The following is a 15,298-nucleotide window of genomic DNA, read 5'->3' as shown; positions in this document are numbered from 1 at the left end:
CGCCTCCCCAGATCATGGCGGCGAGCATTGCGGCCCGTTCGGGGCCGAAGCCGTAGCGGTGGCAGAGATAGGCAATGCGCAGCGCGGTCATGCGGTGCCGCCTTTCTGGGCAGCCTGCAAGCCCTCCAGCACTGCGGGGAGAAGTTCGGCCTTGAAAGCGATGCCCTTCTGGCTCGGGCGAAACTCGCCGTCGTCGGCTTTGAACCAGATCCGCAGATTGACCAGCTGCATGCCCTTGTAATCATCGAGCGAGAGCCGGATTTCTTCGCGCTGGTTCTTCGGGATAATTGCGAGCTGCATCAGTTCACCCCCGAGCGACCAAGGGTCACGCTGGAGCGCAGGACATAGCGCGCATGATGCCCGGGAAACGGCCCCTCGTGGGTCTCGTGCAGGGTCTCGATGCCGACGCCAGCCTTGCGCAGCTTGAACACATAGGCTGACCAGCGTGGCCCGGGGTGGTCAATCGGCGTGCAGCCCTTGGCCCCGGCGCGCATGAGAGATTCCAAAGCCCATCGGTCGCGGCCCTTGGTGACGATAATGCGGGGTTTTTCGGCCCCGTTTCGAATGGTGTAGGCCTGTGCAGGCCACTGCTTTTGGAAACTCATTCCTTGCCTCAAAGCTTGCGGGCAAGGGCGTCACGCGCTATATTTGCAGGCATCCTGCCAATGCTAAAATCTGCGCCGCCACCCTGTGCCTCGGGGTGGCGGATCAGGCGGCTACACGGTCAGCCGATTTGGCAGCTTCCCATGCTTCAAGCTCCGAAAGCTTCCAACGCGTGCATCCGTGGGTCAGCGTGAAAGGCTTGGGAAAACTGGGGTCGGCCTTCGCCCAGCGCCACGGCGTTGCGCGGTGAATTCCATAGCGGGCGGCGACTTGAACATCTGCGAGGTAGGTGTCGGCCATTGCGATGTGCTCCAATCAATTGCGACTGGAGGCAAATTGCCGCAACGCACGTCAGTGGATAACCTCGATAACAGCCCACATTTCACAAAGCGCGCCCGAATCTAACCATCTGCGGTGGTAACTAGAATGCACTCTTCGGGCCAAATTATGGGCGGTCTTTTTGGGCATCAATTATGGGCTTCAAGTAACGCTGCGCCGTTGTTCGGCCTATGGCCTCTCCGAACAGCCACTCAACCCATTCAATAGCTTCCTGACAGATTGCCTCTGATTTTTGTGGCAAGGCACCGGACTCAAGTCGCTTTGTGAATTCTGCTCGCACAGCCTTTTCAATAGCCCCTTCTCCCTTCATGGCGCGCCCGCGTTGCCCGGGCTGTCTAATTTGCTTCGTCACGCGATGATCCGAGGCCCCATCAACTACCATGAAAACGCCATGCTCTTCGCCAGAAATTGCTTTTGGCTCAAAGAATGGCTTGGGAAAAAGTTCGAGAGCGTCGGAGGTCTTTATCCAAATCGCCAAGTAGCCCGGTATCGAACCTTCGTTTTCGCCGATTGACCAGACCCACTCCTCATTTCTCCAAAACTGCGCTGGAACTTCAACTGCGGAGGTTTTCGCTATGTACTCTCGCCAGTCCGAACCCTGCCACGCTTCATGCGCCTCGGGCTCATCTAGAGGGTAGCCGTAAGCTTTGAGCCTACCTTCTAGCAGGGCAAGAATTACAGTCAGCTTTGCCCTTTCCCGTATGGGGGCGATTAATGCGTTGACTCGCTCCATCTCCTTGATCGATTCGATAACCTGCTTAGTTGGGGGGCCTTGGTCACGGAACTTTAGGTGTTCGGGCAAGTGCGCATCGTCAGCATTAAAAAGCTCAGCAACACTCGAAAATCGACCAAACAACGCTTCTATGTATTGTTCGTAGTCAGTCTTGATCCCGAGCAATTCAAGCTCCTCCGGGTAGGTAGGATCTGGGATTAGGTGAAAATCACGATTGATCCAGAAGTCAAAGTTCGTGCGCTCTTCTTCCCCGTAGCGACCCGGCATGAATTCCGGCACTCTACCGACCATCAACCAATCCGCGACCTCGGATGGCAGGCATACTTCGGAGACGGTTGTCCGCTTATAAACTATCATCAGCCTATCCTTACCACTTGAACGCCAGACCGGGCTTTCCCGGTCAGGTAATCCGCCCATGCCGCCATCATCGCGCGGCGCTTCTCAATCATGTCTCCGCGCCGGTAAGACGCCTCGACCGCGTTCCCGACCTTGTGGGCCAGTGCGACCTCGGCCATGTCGCCGGGGAAATGCGTGCGCTCTGCAACCCAATCGCGGAAGGTGCTGCGCAGGCCGTGCGGGACAGCCGGGCGCTTGTTCACTCGATCCACAAAGCCCTTACCGCCCGCGTCCAAATCCGCCGCGTGCATCCGCTTCATGGTGGCACTCAGGGTCATGTCGGACATTTCGCCGCCGCGCGGTGCCGGAAACACCAGCGGATTGCCCTCAAAGCGAGGCAGGGCTTTCAGCAGTTCGACCGCCTCGGCTGAAAGCGCCACCCGGTGCTCCCTGTCCATTTTCATGCGGGCGGCGGGGATGATCCAAAGCCCCTTGTCGAGGTCGATTTCCTCCCACAGCGCCCCGCGCACTTCACGGGACCGCGCAGCCGTCAGCGCCGTGAACTCAAGCGCACGGCTTCCCATCCCTTCGCGCTCGCGAATTTCAGCGAACCAGCGCGGCGCGTCGTCTATCTGCACGGCGGGGTGATTTTCTTCCTGTTTGACCTTGGACGGCGCGGGCAGAAGCTCTTTCAAGTTGCCCGCCCAGCGCGCCGGGTTATCGCCGGTCCTGTGTCCGGCCACCGTCGCCCACGACAGAACCGATTCAATGCGACCGCGAAGGCGAGAGGCAGTCTCGGTCTTTTCTGTCCAAATTGGCTCAAGCGCGCGCAGCACGTCCTGCACAGCGATTTCGTCAACCAGCAGCTTGCCAAGCTCGGGCATGGCATAGGTCTGGAGCGTGTTGCGCCACTGATCCCGATGCTTGGCGTTCTTGAAGCCTTCCAGCTTCGCATCCAGATAGCGCTCGGTCGCGTCGGCAAAGGTGAGGCCCCGCCGCCGTGCCGCCTCCAGTGTGGCTCGGGCAGCCCTGCGCTCCTCTACCGGATCAGTACCGCGCCGAATCTGGTCCTTGGCTTCGCGCGCCCTGTCCCTAGCCTGCGCCAGCGTCACATCGGGGAAACCGCCCAAGCCAATCTCGCGCCGCCGCGCTCCGACGGTCACCCGCAACAGCCATGTGCGCCCGCCGTTCGGTGTGATCTGGAGCAGGAGCCCGGAAACGCCGCCAACCGCGAATGTGGCATTGCCGCCCTTGCCAGGATGCTGCAACCTCTTCACGTCTAGAGCGGAAAGCTCTTTGGCAACTCTCGGCATCTACGCCCCTCATCATACCCGCCTAAGACTATGCACACGGTCGCGACACGTTGCAACGTGTGGCAACAGGGTTCATGATAAATTACGTGGATTCATAGGACTGTCTGCGATTTCAAGCGACAGCATACGACTGAACAATGGCGGCCACCCTCTCCGCCACTTAATCCCCTGATATGATGAGAGCAATCGACCAACTCGACTTGGTTGCGCATTTTTATCACAGCGCCAAATCAAGCCAGTTCCGCAGTTCGGCCATGCGCCGTGACAGCTGAGGACAGGCCGAAAATATCGCGGTCAAACCGTCCAACACGGATCTCGCAACCACTGCTGTCAGGCCAATAACCCCTGCGCGCGCAGGAAGTTGCCAACCGCCGTCGCGAGACTGGTCAGTTCTGCCGTGTTTGACGGCCAGTGCCCGCCGCCCTCGATCTCGATGAACTCTTTGGCCGGGCTTCCGATTCTTGAAAACACGTCTTGGCCAAGCGCGCTCGCGAACAAGCGGTCGTTCCGACAATGAGCCACCAGCGTCGGCGTCGACAGATCAGCCAAATCGTGGGGTGAGGCGAAACCGCCAAAGAGACTGACCAGCGATCTCAGGGTGCAGCGCGTCGTGACCCCCGGATCGGATCGGTAGACATCAAGAAACGCCGTGCTGGCCGAGACCTTGCCGTAATCCACCAAGCGTTCCAACGGCACCGGCCAGCGCGGAAAGAGCCGCGCCAAAGCCGTAAGTACAGGAACGGCCAAGGAAAATCCGGGCTGAGACTTTACGAATTTGCGCGAGGTCGGATCGGGGGCCGCATACCAACACATCGCGGCCACCGGGGTGCGCCGCGACGCGAGAAAGGACATATAGCCGCCATAACTCAGCCCCAAAAGCACGATGGGCTGCCGCGGATAAAGACGCGTCAGCTCGGTGCAGAGGTCGGTGATATTCGCGATATGCTGCGCGACAGAAAAATCGGCAAGCGGCCGCCCCGCTTCGCCGGTTCCGGCATAATCAAAGGTGACGGCACTCATCCCCTGCCGAACCAGAAGCGCCGAAAGTGCGGCGAAAAGGCGGCCATAAGCGATCGAGCCGGGAACGATCACCACCAACGGCGCGCTTTCCCCTGCTGCGGGCAAAAGGTCGTAGGGAAGCGTCGCAAACTCTGACCGGAAGGACGAGCTAACCGCATTCCGCTCGAACTCGCGCAGCAGCGCGGCGTCGTAGACGCCGTCGAAATATCGCCGCCAGTAAGAACCGGCCCCGGATTGACCCGAACCGCCGATCCCACCAGATTCCGGCGCGCAGCCGGGTGCGTGCTCATCCGCCATCACGTCGCTTCCCTTGCTTGAGACAGCGATTGGAGCCGCCGTGACGTGACGGGCCGCCCCACACCAGCCCGCCCGGCATCGGCGCAATCAGGGCTTGGCTGGCAGTCGTTCCTGTCGCGTGCGGCGCTCATCCCTCGCTCAACCTCGTCAGACTTGCCCGCAGACTTTGTTGCAACAGCGTCCCCAGCACGCGCGCATGGGGTTCCGCCGTCATGGTCAGGTGGTTGCCGGGGATCGGCCGGATGTCGATTCCGTCCCGCGCCAGAGGGATCCAGCCATGTTCGGGGTGATCGGCGATGACCTCGTCGCGCTCATTGGCGCGGAAAAAGTGGATTTTCACATCCAGAGGATCCGGGTTGTAGCGTTCGAGGGCAAGGTTGTGCAGCCGCCACGTTCTGAGAAAGCCCGGATTTTGCTCGGCGAGCCGACGGAAGGTGGGATACATGTCGGGCGCACTGGTCCGCACATAGTCCAGCACGTGCGCATCATCGCCCTGAACCTGGCGTTTGGTCGTCTGCCCGGGGCCCGGGCTGTCGATCATCCCAAGCCAAGCCACGGATTCGCCGGTCTTTTGCAAACGCCGTGCCAGATCGAAGGCGACCATCCCGCCCAGAGACAGGCCACAGAGAAAATATGGCCCTCGTGGCTGGATCGTGCGGATGATCTTGAGATAACGCCGCGCCATGTCGATGACTTCGCTGTCAGGCGCTTCATCCCCGACCATGCCCCGCCCTTGGATCGCGATGACGGGTTGGCTCGGATCGAGATAGGGCATGAGCCCGATAAAGGCCAAGGCCGAGCCGCCCGCCGGATGGAGGCAGAAGAGCGGCGGGATATGGCTCTGACCGCTGCGAAGACGCAACGCCAGCGGCTCTCGATCGACCGCACCCGCGACGGTGACGGCGCGCGGGACGGCGACAGCCGTTTTCTCTGCCGGTCGCATCGCAATCCGAGGTGCTGAAGGCGCGGGTTCCACGCCCCCAGCCGAGCGCCCATCAGCACCGCTCTCCGCCGGAACGAGAGCCTCGGCCACAGGGTCGGCCACAGGATCTGGCGCGCCAAGCTGTGTCGCAACGGCGCGGGTCAAACCGGCGATCGTCGGCTCTGCCATGACGGCATCAAGCCCCAGTGAGACGCCAAGCTCTTCGCGCAGCGCGCTGGTGATCTGGACCAGCACGAGCGACGACGCGCCCATCTCGTCGAAGGATTGCCGGTCGTCCACCGCCGCCGGGTCAATGCCGAGATATCGCGCCACAACCTCTCGCAGCTTACCGGCGAGATCTTCGGCGCCGGTAAGCTGCGAGGCGGACGCGCCACGGCTTTGGCGCGCCTTTTCCGACGTCGCGGCTTGCAACACCGGCACCCGCAACACGGCCGAAGCGGACTGACCCCAGATCCGTTCAAGCGCCGCGATTGCGGTCTCATTGCTCAACCCGTCCGGCGCGCGGGTCTCGACTGCGGGCAGACCGGCGGGGATACGTTTCAAGGTGAAGCCAAGAATCTCTGCGCATCTTTCGCCGCTGTCGTCGCAAAGGGTGATGTCGAAGCGCACCGTGCCCTCGGTCTTGTCCTGATCGCGCAGGGTGCAATGGGCGAAAAGATGGGACGGGCTCGGACGAAACCACGTGAACTCTTGGTAAGCCACGGGCAAATGCAGCTCGGCATCCTCCGCCGAGTTTTCCAGCAAAGCCCGCGCGAAGCCGGTGGCCAGATCCATCAGAGCGGGATGGAAAGCATAGACCTCGTCCTCCTTGGGTTGGACGATCTCGACCACCAGTTCGCCATCCCCTTTGTGCAAGGTGACGCGGTTCTTGCGCCACATCTCTCCGAAGAAAATACGCTCTTTGGGGATGCGCGCCAGCTCATCCTCGGCCGAGCTGATCCGCTCGGGACAACGACCCAGAATGGCGTGCAAATCCAGCGCCGCGCGCGGCTTTGGTGCGTCCTGCACCAGCCGCGCCCGCGAATGGACGATTTCGCGATCATCGCCACCTGCCGCCCGGCTGGTCAGGGTGATCTCGTTCGATGCAAGCTCATGGATCACGTCAAGCTGGCGCGATCGGCCAAGCGCGATCTGAAGCGGACGTTCAAACCGGATGTTTTCCAGCCGGATCGGGGTTTTCTTGGGCGCACCGAACATGCGCAGCAGGAATTCGATCTGACCGGTGCCGGGCAGCAGCGGCACGCCCCCGACCCGATGGTCGTAAAACGCCCAATGTCCCGCATCGAGATTGGCGAGGATGTGGCGGCGCCCGCGCGCTTGCGCGCCTTCGGTGGTTTGAAAGAACGAGCCGTTCTCGCGCCGCGTCACCAGCTCTTCTAGCGCACGCTGCGCCATACCGACCTCGGCGAAGCGCCCCCATTGAATGCTCGTCGCGGGCAATCCGCCGTCGCGCAGGCTCTGGGCATAGCTGTCGAGGAAAGCATTCGCGCCCGCATAGGCGGCCTGCCCCGCCCCGCCGTCGGATGCCGCGATCGACGAACAGAAGATCGCATAAGCCAGCGGATCGTTCTCCAGTGCCGAGATCAGCCCGACAGTTCCCGATATCTTGGGGGCAATCACCCGAGCATAGTTTTCCCAATCCGCGCCCTTGAGAAAGCCGCCGCCCGCAAGTCCCGCCGCATGGATCACGCCGGCAATCGGACCATGCTGCGCGCGCGCATCGTCAAGCGCGCGCCGCAGCGCCACCTCATCCGTGATATCGACGCCGTAGCTCAAGACGCCTTGCGCACCGAGCTCGCGCAGGCTGTGCTCCAATTCGGCGACCGAGGGCGGAAGGCTTCGCCCCAGAAGCGTCAGCTTCGCGCCATGAGCCTTGGCCAGATGTGCCGCGAATAGACGCCCCACCCCGCCAAAGCCGCCCGTCAGCACATGATGCGCACCTCGCGCAAAGGGTGGCGGGTGCTTGTCTGCGGCCAGCGACGTAAAGACCGGCTGGAACCATCTATCGCCACGAACGGCGGTCAGCTTGGGAAAGGCCTCATCGCCCAAAGCTCGGTCGAGAACGCCCAGTGCGGCCTCGACCGAGCTTTGGGTGTCGAGCGTCACCAGCCGGGCCGCCAGACCGCGACATTCGCTTGCGGCGCTGACCACCGGCCCGGTCAACCACGCCTGAAGCGGCGGCTTGGCGCTCTCGGCGGGCCGCGCGAGGGTCCACCAGAAGGCAGGCCGGTCATGGGCGGTCAGGGCAGCCGCAAGGGCAAGGGCGCGCTGCACCAGAGGCTCAAGGCGAAGCTCGTCCGACAGCGGCCAAAGATCGACCACAAGCTGCAGGCTCACCCCGTCACGCCGCAGCTGGTCAAGCAGGTCGGTAAGGGCCGCGACCGGGTCCCGATCACCGAGATCGGCCAACGTCACGGCATGCACCTTCCCGACGACGGGATGCAGCGCCGCGCGCCCCGCCTGTTCCATGTCCGCATCCGCCGCCAAAATCAGGGCGGCAAGTCCCTGCCTCGAAGCCAGAGCGGTGCCGTCTTTGGCATCCGGGCGGGCGAGCGCCAGAGCCTGCCAGCTCTGCCCCAGCACCTCGACCTCAGCCGCGGGCGGGGCCTCGCCTTCGAGACGGGTGCCCGGCAGATGCAGCCGACGCGCCTGATCGAGCGGCCGGATCTGCGCGAAATCCACGGGTTGGCCCGCCTCCCACACGCGGCCGAGCCCCTGCAGAAGCGCCTCGCGATCCGAGGGCTGATCAGGGCCACGCATACTCGACGCCACCCAGCGCCGCTCTGGCAGGGGCAGGCAGGCGCGCGCAAGCTGGCTGAGCGCGGTTCCCGGCCCGACCTCGAGATAGCAAAAATCGGCATGGCGCTGCAAAGTCTCGATCCCACGGGCAAAGCGGACCGGGCGGGCGATATGATCCGCCCAATAGCCCGGATCGACCGCCTGCGCATCGCCAAGCCATTCTCCCGTGACATTGCAGATGATCGGGATCTCGGGCGGCTTGCGGGTCACGCCGCCGACTGCTGCGGCAAACGGGGCCACCGCGCCGTCGATCAAGCGCGAGTGGAAGGCATGCGAGGTCCGCAGCTGGCGGCTGGTGATGCCCTGCGCCTCCAGCCTCTCTTGAAAGCGGGTGAGCTCGGCCTTCGTTCCGGCGACGACGGAGGCTCGCGGGCCGTTCTCTGCCGCCAGATCAAGCGACAGGCCGCTGTCCTTCAGCTCAGCCAGACAATCCTCGGCCGACAGCGGGATCGAGAGCATGCCGCCGCGAGGCTGCTGCCACAGCAAGGCACCGCGCTCGATCGTCAGATGCAGCGCATCTTCGGCTGAAACGATCCCGGCAAGTGCCGCCGCCGTCCATTGACCGATACTATGGCCCAGCAAGGCCGCCGGTTTCACCCCCCAAGCCATGATCTGTTTGGCCAGCGCATATTCGGACGAGAGCAGCAGCACCTGCGTCAACCAGGTTTCATCCATGCGACCACGCTCTTGCCCAAAGGCGAGCTGGCGCAAATCGACATCGAGACTGCGTCCGGCAATCGTGGCGAGATGATCGAACTGCTCGCGAAAAACCGGATACTGCGTGTAGAGCTCGCGACCGGCCCCGGGAAATTGCGAACCTTGGCCCGAGAAGAGGAAAACCACAGGGCGCGGCGTCACGGGCTCAAGGTTCTGGGTGGCCACGGCGCTGAGGGCTTGGCGCAGACCGCCGTGATCCTTGGCAAAGACCACATGCCGGTACTCGGCATGTTCGCGCCGGGCGCGCAGGGTGCGCTCCAGATCGCCGAAAGCAGGTTCCGCGCTTTCGCAGACAGCCCGCAGACCCTGCGCGCTTTCGACCACCGCGGCGGCGCTGCGACCGCTGAGAGGAAGGCAGATATCCGTCGGCGCCGATCCCGTTTTCGCCCCGCACGCTGATCTTTGCGCGAACTGGGGCGGCGCATCCTGCAAGATGACATGGGCATTGGTCCCGCCGATGCCAAAGGCGCTGACCCCGGCCCGACGGACCCCGTCACGCGCGGGCCATGGCGCGAAATCGCCCTGAACGAAGAAAGGCGTGTCCTGAAATCCGATCTTCGGATTGGCGGTGGTGTAATTGACCGTCGGAACCAGACTTTGATTATGCAGGCACAGCGCAGTCTTGATCAGCCCTGCGATCCCGGCGGCGGTATCCGTATGGCCGAAGTTGCCCTTGACCGAACCGATCGCACAAGAACCGGGTTGCGCCACACCGAAGGCCTGCGTCAGCGCACGGACCTCGATCGGGTCGCCGAGGCTGGTGCCGGTGCCATGGGCCTCGACATAGCCGAGCGTTTCGGGCGCGACGCCAGCAACCGCCAGCGCCTCACGGATCACCGCCGCCTGACCGGTCACACTGGGCGCGGTAAAGCCGACCTTGTCACTGCCGTCATTGTTGATCGCGCTGCCGAGGATCAGGGCATAGGGCCTGTCGCCGTCGCGCAGCGCATCCTCATAGCGCTTGAGCAGCACCATGCCCCCGCCCTGACTGAACAGCGTGCCGCTCGCCTCGGCATCGAACGGACGGGTATGCCCGTCTTTGGAGAGGATGAAATCGCTCGAATAGCGGTATCCGCGCACCGAAGGGGTCGAAGCCGAAGCGCCCCCGGCCAGTGCACAATCGACCTCGCCCGACAGCAGGCTCTGCACCGCAAGATGCACGGCGACAAGCGAGGTCGAGCAGGCCGTCTGCACGCCCAAGGCCGGCCCCTGCAAGCCCAGACGGTTGGCGATCCGGGTGGCAACGAAATCTTTTTCCGACGAGACATAAAGCGCGAAAAGATCCTGCTCGGAAACCTCTCCGGCCTGCGCAAGCGCGCGCCCCAACATGCCCGAGCCCAGCCCGACTCCGCAAAAGACGCCCGTTCGGGGATATTCGCCCGGATCGTAACCGGCGTCCTCAAAGGCGTGAAAGGCGAGCTCGAGAAGCAAGCGGTGCTGCGGATCGAGCTGCGCGGCCTCGCCCTTCGTCAGCGCGAAAAGATCGTGATCGAAGGCCTCCAGCCGGTCAAGAATGCCCTTACGCGCGACATAATCGGGCCGATCGACAAGATCGGGGGAAACACCGGCGGCAAGCAGCTCGGCGCGCTGGAAGGTTCGGACCGTTTCCTTGCCCGCGCGAAGGTTTTGCCAAAACTCGCGATGATCCGCGCAGCCGGGAAAGCGCGCCGAGAGGCCGACAATCGCCACCGCAGACTCCAGCACAGCCATCTCGTCGCTCATCCGATCTGCTCCGTCGCGAAAGAGCGTGCGCGCCGGGCCTGCGCCAGCGGAACCTCGTAAAGGCGGTTGAAGGCGCTCCATTCATAGGGAATGACCTCGGTCACCTTGAACAGGCAGCGCACCTGCGCGCTTTCGAACATACTCGTCTTGAACTCATGGCAGGCGACGGCCCGCAGCGGCCATTTGTCCCGGGCAATCGTGATGCGCCGCACCTGTCCGCTGTCCGAAACCGTATAGGCACGGTCGAGGTTTTCGGCGATCTCGAGCTGGTCCAGCGGCGTCTCGACCGTGGTGTCGGGATCGGCGACATAGCTGAGCGTATGGGCCCCGGCCCGCAGCTTCAACGAAGCCCCGTCCACCTAGATCGCCGCGGGCGACGTGCTTTGATCCGTGGTCAGGCCGAAGGCTTTGCTCATATATCCGCGGCTCAGGAAGATATGCGGGATATGGATGCCGCGACACAGCCCGTCCGGCGTCAGATGGGCATCATCGACGGTCATGCGCATCATCACGGCATTGTATTTGACCCCCCAGGACCGCGGCATACCGCGCAAGCGAAAATGCCGGGCCTGGACATTCACCAAGGACATGATCGCCTTGCCGTCGACGATCCGCAGCGGCATCGAAGCCGGCATATAGGGCCTGATCTCATCAGGGTCCAAGGCGAGATGCAGCAGGTAGGTGTCATGCAATTCACCCACGAGCGGAACGGTCATGCTTTTGAGAAATTCCACGTGTCTATACCCTTCTGTCAAAGTTCGGGCGACGCCGGTTCCGGGCGCGTTCCGTCAGGCGCCAAGCGCGGCATTCAAAGCCTGCTCTTCCGCAAGCAGCCTGAGGACCTCCTCATCGCTCAGCTCGTCGATACCCTGAGAGGCATCGGCCGCCCGAACCGAGGACTCCCTTGCCTGCTGAGCGCGTGCCACCACGCGGTCGATATGATCGCCAAGCGTGCCGGGCCCGAGCAGCTCGCTCATCTCATAGTTCAGGCCAAGCTCGCGCTTGATGCCCTGCACCACCAGCAAAGCGGTGAACGAGTCGACGCCAAGTTCCATCAACTCGGCCTCTTTGGGCAGGCGCGCGCTTTCGGGCATTTCAAGCGCCTCGCGGATCAGAGCCTCGACCTGCGCCGCGATCGCGGCCCCGTCGCCGCTTGCATCACCCGCCCTGCGTGCGCTGATCTCTGCACCCGCGCCTGCGCCAGAGGCAGCTTGGGTGCGACGCGCCTCGCCTGAGGTCTGAAAGCCCAGATCGGCGGCGCTAAGCCGCGCATAAGGCACCGGCGCCGCCAGCAGCGCGGCATTGATCTGAAGCAGGGCCGCTTTGGTCAGCAACCGATCACGCTGCAAGGTCAGCATGGAATAGCGCGCCAGACGTTTGCGCAGCATCCGCCCCAGCATATGCGGGCCGACGGCGAAATCGGCTTCTTCGGCGCTGATATGTTCGCGCAGCGTCTGGATGTTTCGGTCGAAATCCGGATCGTGCAGGAAATTCCCGATGGGCTCGCTTGCATCGACCACGCTCAACACGCGGAACCCGGCTTCTGCAAACAGCGTCACCCAATGGGCGATCGGCAGCAGCCGCGCCTCGGAATCCAGATGCTCCAGGCGCTCATCGACCTCGGCCATGATATCGGTCAGGACAAAAAGCCCGCCATCATCGAGATGGTCGGCGACATTGGCCAGCAGCGCCGCCTTGTCTTCGACATGGTGCACGACCTGATAAGCGAAGGCGAGCTGGTACTGATCCGGGAAGGGGTCTTTCGCGCTGTCGCGGTGAAAGACCCGGACGCGGCGGCCGAGGTTGCGCGCGGCAATCTCTTTGGCGACGACATCGACCTGCGCGAGGGTGATGTTATAGGCATCGAGCCGCAGATGATCATGGGCGGCGGCAAGGTCGAAGACATCGGTCCCATAGCCGCAACCAACGTCCAACACGCGCTCGACTTGCGAAAAGTCGATCCCGCGCAGCGACTGCGCCCGCATCTGCGAGATCGCGTTCAGGTAATGGCTTTCCTGCGCCTCAGACAGGCCGCCGTCGAAGGCCTCGGGACAGAAGACCTTGAGCCAAGAAAAATCGGGAGTCTCGGCAAAAGGTGCCCAATGAAGATAGGGCGCGCGCCGCCCGCTGCCATAACGCAGCAAGGACTCATCAAAACGCGTGTAGCTGTCGGCCACGCCAACGGATTGCCCGGCTGTTTCCTGCACTGGCTTTTCCTTTTCGGTTGAAGATTGCACCGTCGATACCGGCGTTCCATTTGTCGGAAACTGCGGCTGATCGACCTCCGCCAACCAATGACGCTGGCGGTCAAAGAGGTAATGCGGCGCCCGCCCCAGCAGGGCACCCGGCGCTTTGGGATCGGCGGGCGCGCCATCGAGCTTGGCCCAATCGAGGCTCGCCCCGGTTTCATAGACCTGGCCGAGCAGCGCCAGAAGATCCGTCCACAAGGAGGCAGAGGGCGGCTCCGGCTCCGAGCGTCGCGAGGTCGCGGGCACCTCGAAGATCAAAGACCAGTCACCGGCCCCGCCAGGGGGCGTATCGGTCAAAGCCTGCGCGAAAAGCGCCTCGCGCGTGATCTCACCGCGTGCCCAAGCCGCGAGCTGCCCGCCCAGAGCCTCGCCCTGAACCTTGGACAGATCCATTCTCAGCGCCTGCAGGGTTTCGAGCAGGACGATCTGCACGGCGAGCGCAGTCACCTGTTCATATCCCGGGGCGAAAAGCTGTTCGGGCTGCAAACCAAGGCTCGTGAACAGCGCCCCCGCGCGTCGCGTCCCCTCCAGCCGTGCAAGCAGATCACGGCTCTGGCGCGCCTGCTCAGAACCGTCATCGCCAACCGGCCAGCGCATGATCGCGCTTTCGTGGCCTGGCTCGCCCAGTTCGCGCCCGTCGAGGGCCGCCTGAAGTCCGAGGCCGGTCTCGGCCACCACGGCGCAACGAATCTTATGATGCGCCCTGCCCTTCCGGGTCGTCCGACAAATCGCGGCCAGATCTTCGGTGGACCAATCCGGGGCAAGTTGGCGATACTGCGCGATTAGCCTCTTCAGCGCGGTCGTGGTCTTGGCCGACAGCAGCAGAAGGGCGGGAAGCGCCGCTTCAGGAGCTGGTGCCTCAGCCTCTCCCGGTATGGCTTCGCCGAGCACGACATGGGCATTGGTCCCGCTCAGTCCGAAAGAGCTGACGCCCACCACCCTTTGCGCGTCACGCGTCGCCCAAGCCGCGCTGTCGGCCGCCAGATCGAGCGGGGTCTTCGCCCAGTCGATCAGCGGGTTTTTCTCGCCCGTGAGAAGCTGCGGCAACCAGCGCCGCCGCGACAGCATCAGCGCAGCCTTGATGACCGAGGCAAGCCCTGAGGCGCTTTCGGTATGCCCGATATTGGCCTTGACCGAGCCAATCGGCAGGCTGGTCTCACGCGCGCCCAATGCATCGGCGAGCGCCCTGATCTCGATCGGGTCGCCAAGCTTGGTCCCGGTGCCATGGGTTTCGACGAAGTCGAGCTGTTCAGGCGCGACCCCGGCAGTCCGCCATGCCCGACGCAAGAGTTCGGTTTGCGCGGGACCGCTTGGCACCGTCAACCCCGAGCTCGGGCCATCATGGTTCACCGCGCCCCCCAGATAGAGCGCATAGATGCGATTGCCGTCGCGCCGCGCATCCGACAGACGCTTCAGCACCAGCGCGCCGCAGCCCTCACCCCGGCCATACCCATCCGCATCCGCCGAAAAGGCCTTAGAGACCCCCTCGGGCGACAGCGCCTGTGCCTTGCACAGCGCCGCATTCACCGCTGGGGACAAGATGACATTCACCCCGGCAACCAGCGCGAAATCGCATTCATCGCTCAGGATCGACTTTCGCGCGGTTTCAAGCGCGACGAGCGACGAGGAACAGGCGGTGTCGATCGCCAGAGACGGTCCACGAAAGCCGAAAGTGTAAGAGATCCGCCCGGCCGCGAAACAAAAGCCGCGCCCGCTGGCATGATAGGGATCGACCGATTGCGCGGGGCGTCTGGCGGCGACCAGCTCGCCGTAATCCGAGGCCATGATGCCGACGAAAACCCCGACGCGATCCCCGCGCTTGCGGTCAATCGGATGGCCGGCATCTTCCAGCGCCTCATGGCTGACCTCAAGCAAGAGGCGTTGCTGCGGGTCCATGGACGCGGCTTCACGCGCGCTGATGCCAAAGAAGGCCGCGTCGAAAGATGTGATATCGTCCAGAAAGCTCGCCTTCTGGGTATAGACCACATCTTCGGGCGCGAACGCCTGCGCCCGCGCGGCGGGAACGGTCGAGACCGCATTGCCTTTGCTCGCAAGAAAGTCCCAATAGCCATCGAGAGACTGCACCTTGCCGCCAAACCGGCAGGCCATGCCGACGATAGCCAGAGGCTCGGCCTCCGTCGCCTGCGTGCTCAGCCGCTTTTTGAGCTCGTCGATCGCCACCATTTGCTGGCGGATGATGTCCATTTCTGTGATCTTCGCATTCACG

At 63.3% G+C, this 15,298-nt stretch carries 10 protein-coding genes; all 10 read right to left on the bottom strand.

The features are described 5' to 3' along the window. Positions 1-87: 87 nt before the first annotated feature. The 10 genes from JCM7686_RS04910 to JCM7686_RS23325 all read right to left on the bottom strand — a co-directional run bounded on the left by JCM7686_RS04910 (position 88) and on the right by JCM7686_RS23325 (position 15,297). Positions 88-300, bottom strand: coding sequence for a transcriptional coactivator p15/PC4 family protein (locus JCM7686_RS04910; RefSeq protein WP_020949757.1), 213 nt, complete (start codon positions 298-300; stop codon positions 88-90). Further along, the gene (locus JCM7686_RS04905) at positions 300-605 is read right to left on the bottom strand and encodes a winged helix domain-containing protein (protein ID WP_020949756.1); all 306 of its coding nucleotides are present in this window, start codon (positions 603-605) and stop codon (positions 300-302) included. The genes JCM7686_RS04910 and JCM7686_RS04905 overlap by 1 nt, the downstream gene beginning before the upstream one ends. A 103-nt stretch (positions 606-708) precedes the next feature. Beyond that, positions 709-903: a helix-turn-helix transcriptional regulator gene (locus JCM7686_RS23855; RefSeq protein ID WP_084621115.1), complete on the bottom strand. Its 195-nt coding sequence runs from the start codon at positions 901-903 to the stop codon at positions 709-711. A gap of 145 nt (positions 904-1,048) precedes the next feature. Beyond that, a complete protein-coding gene (locus tag JCM7686_RS04900) occupies positions 1,049-2,032 on the bottom strand; it encodes a hypothetical protein (protein WP_020949755.1) in 984 nt (327 codons plus the stop codon). Further along, positions 2,032-3,324, bottom strand: coding sequence for a tyrosine-type recombinase/integrase (locus JCM7686_RS04895; RefSeq protein WP_020949754.1), 1,293 nt, complete (start codon positions 3,322-3,324; stop codon positions 2,032-2,034). Before JCM7686_RS04895 ends, JCM7686_RS04900 begins: the two co-directional genes overlap by 1 nt. 330 nt (positions 3,325-3,654) lie before the next feature. Continuing rightward, positions 3,655-4,641, bottom strand: coding sequence for an alpha/beta fold hydrolase (locus JCM7686_RS04890; RefSeq protein WP_020949753.1), 987 nt, complete (start codon positions 4,639-4,641; stop codon positions 3,655-3,657). 127 nt (positions 4,642-4,768) lie between these two features. Then, positions 4,769-10,822 carry a type I polyketide synthase gene (locus tag JCM7686_RS04885; protein ID WP_020949752.1) on the bottom strand — a complete coding sequence of 2,018 codons (6,054 nt, stop codon included), beginning with the start codon at positions 10,820-10,822 and terminating at the stop codon, positions 4,769-4,771. Continuing rightward, positions 10,819-11,181 carry a hypothetical protein gene (locus JCM7686_RS04880; protein ID WP_041527133.1) on the bottom strand — a complete coding sequence of 121 codons (363 nt, stop codon included), beginning with the start codon at positions 11,179-11,181 and terminating at the stop codon, positions 10,819-10,821. The genes JCM7686_RS04885 and JCM7686_RS04880 overlap by 4 nt, the downstream gene beginning before the upstream one ends. Beyond that, positions 11,182-11,556: a DUF2071 domain-containing protein gene (locus tag JCM7686_RS04875; protein WP_020949750.1), complete on the bottom strand. Its 375-nt coding sequence runs from the start codon at positions 11,554-11,556 to the stop codon at positions 11,182-11,184. It abuts the gene before it with no gap. A gap of 54 nt (positions 11,557-11,610) precedes the next feature. Next, a complete protein-coding gene (locus tag JCM7686_RS23325; RefSeq protein ID WP_020949749.1) occupies positions 11,611-15,297 on the bottom strand; it encodes a beta-ketoacyl synthase N-terminal-like domain-containing protein in 3,687 nt (1,228 codons plus the stop codon). Position 15,298: the final 1 nt, after the last annotated feature.

Source organism: Paracoccus aminophilus JCM 7686 (genome assembly GCF_000444995.1).
In the GTDB taxonomy this organism is placed as follows: Bacteria; Pseudomonadota; Alphaproteobacteria; order Rhodobacterales; family Rhodobacteraceae; genus Paracoccus; species Paracoccus aminophilus.
The sequence above is the reverse complement of the archived record's forward strand: the minus strand, read 5'-3'. Positions and strand labels throughout refer to the sequence as shown.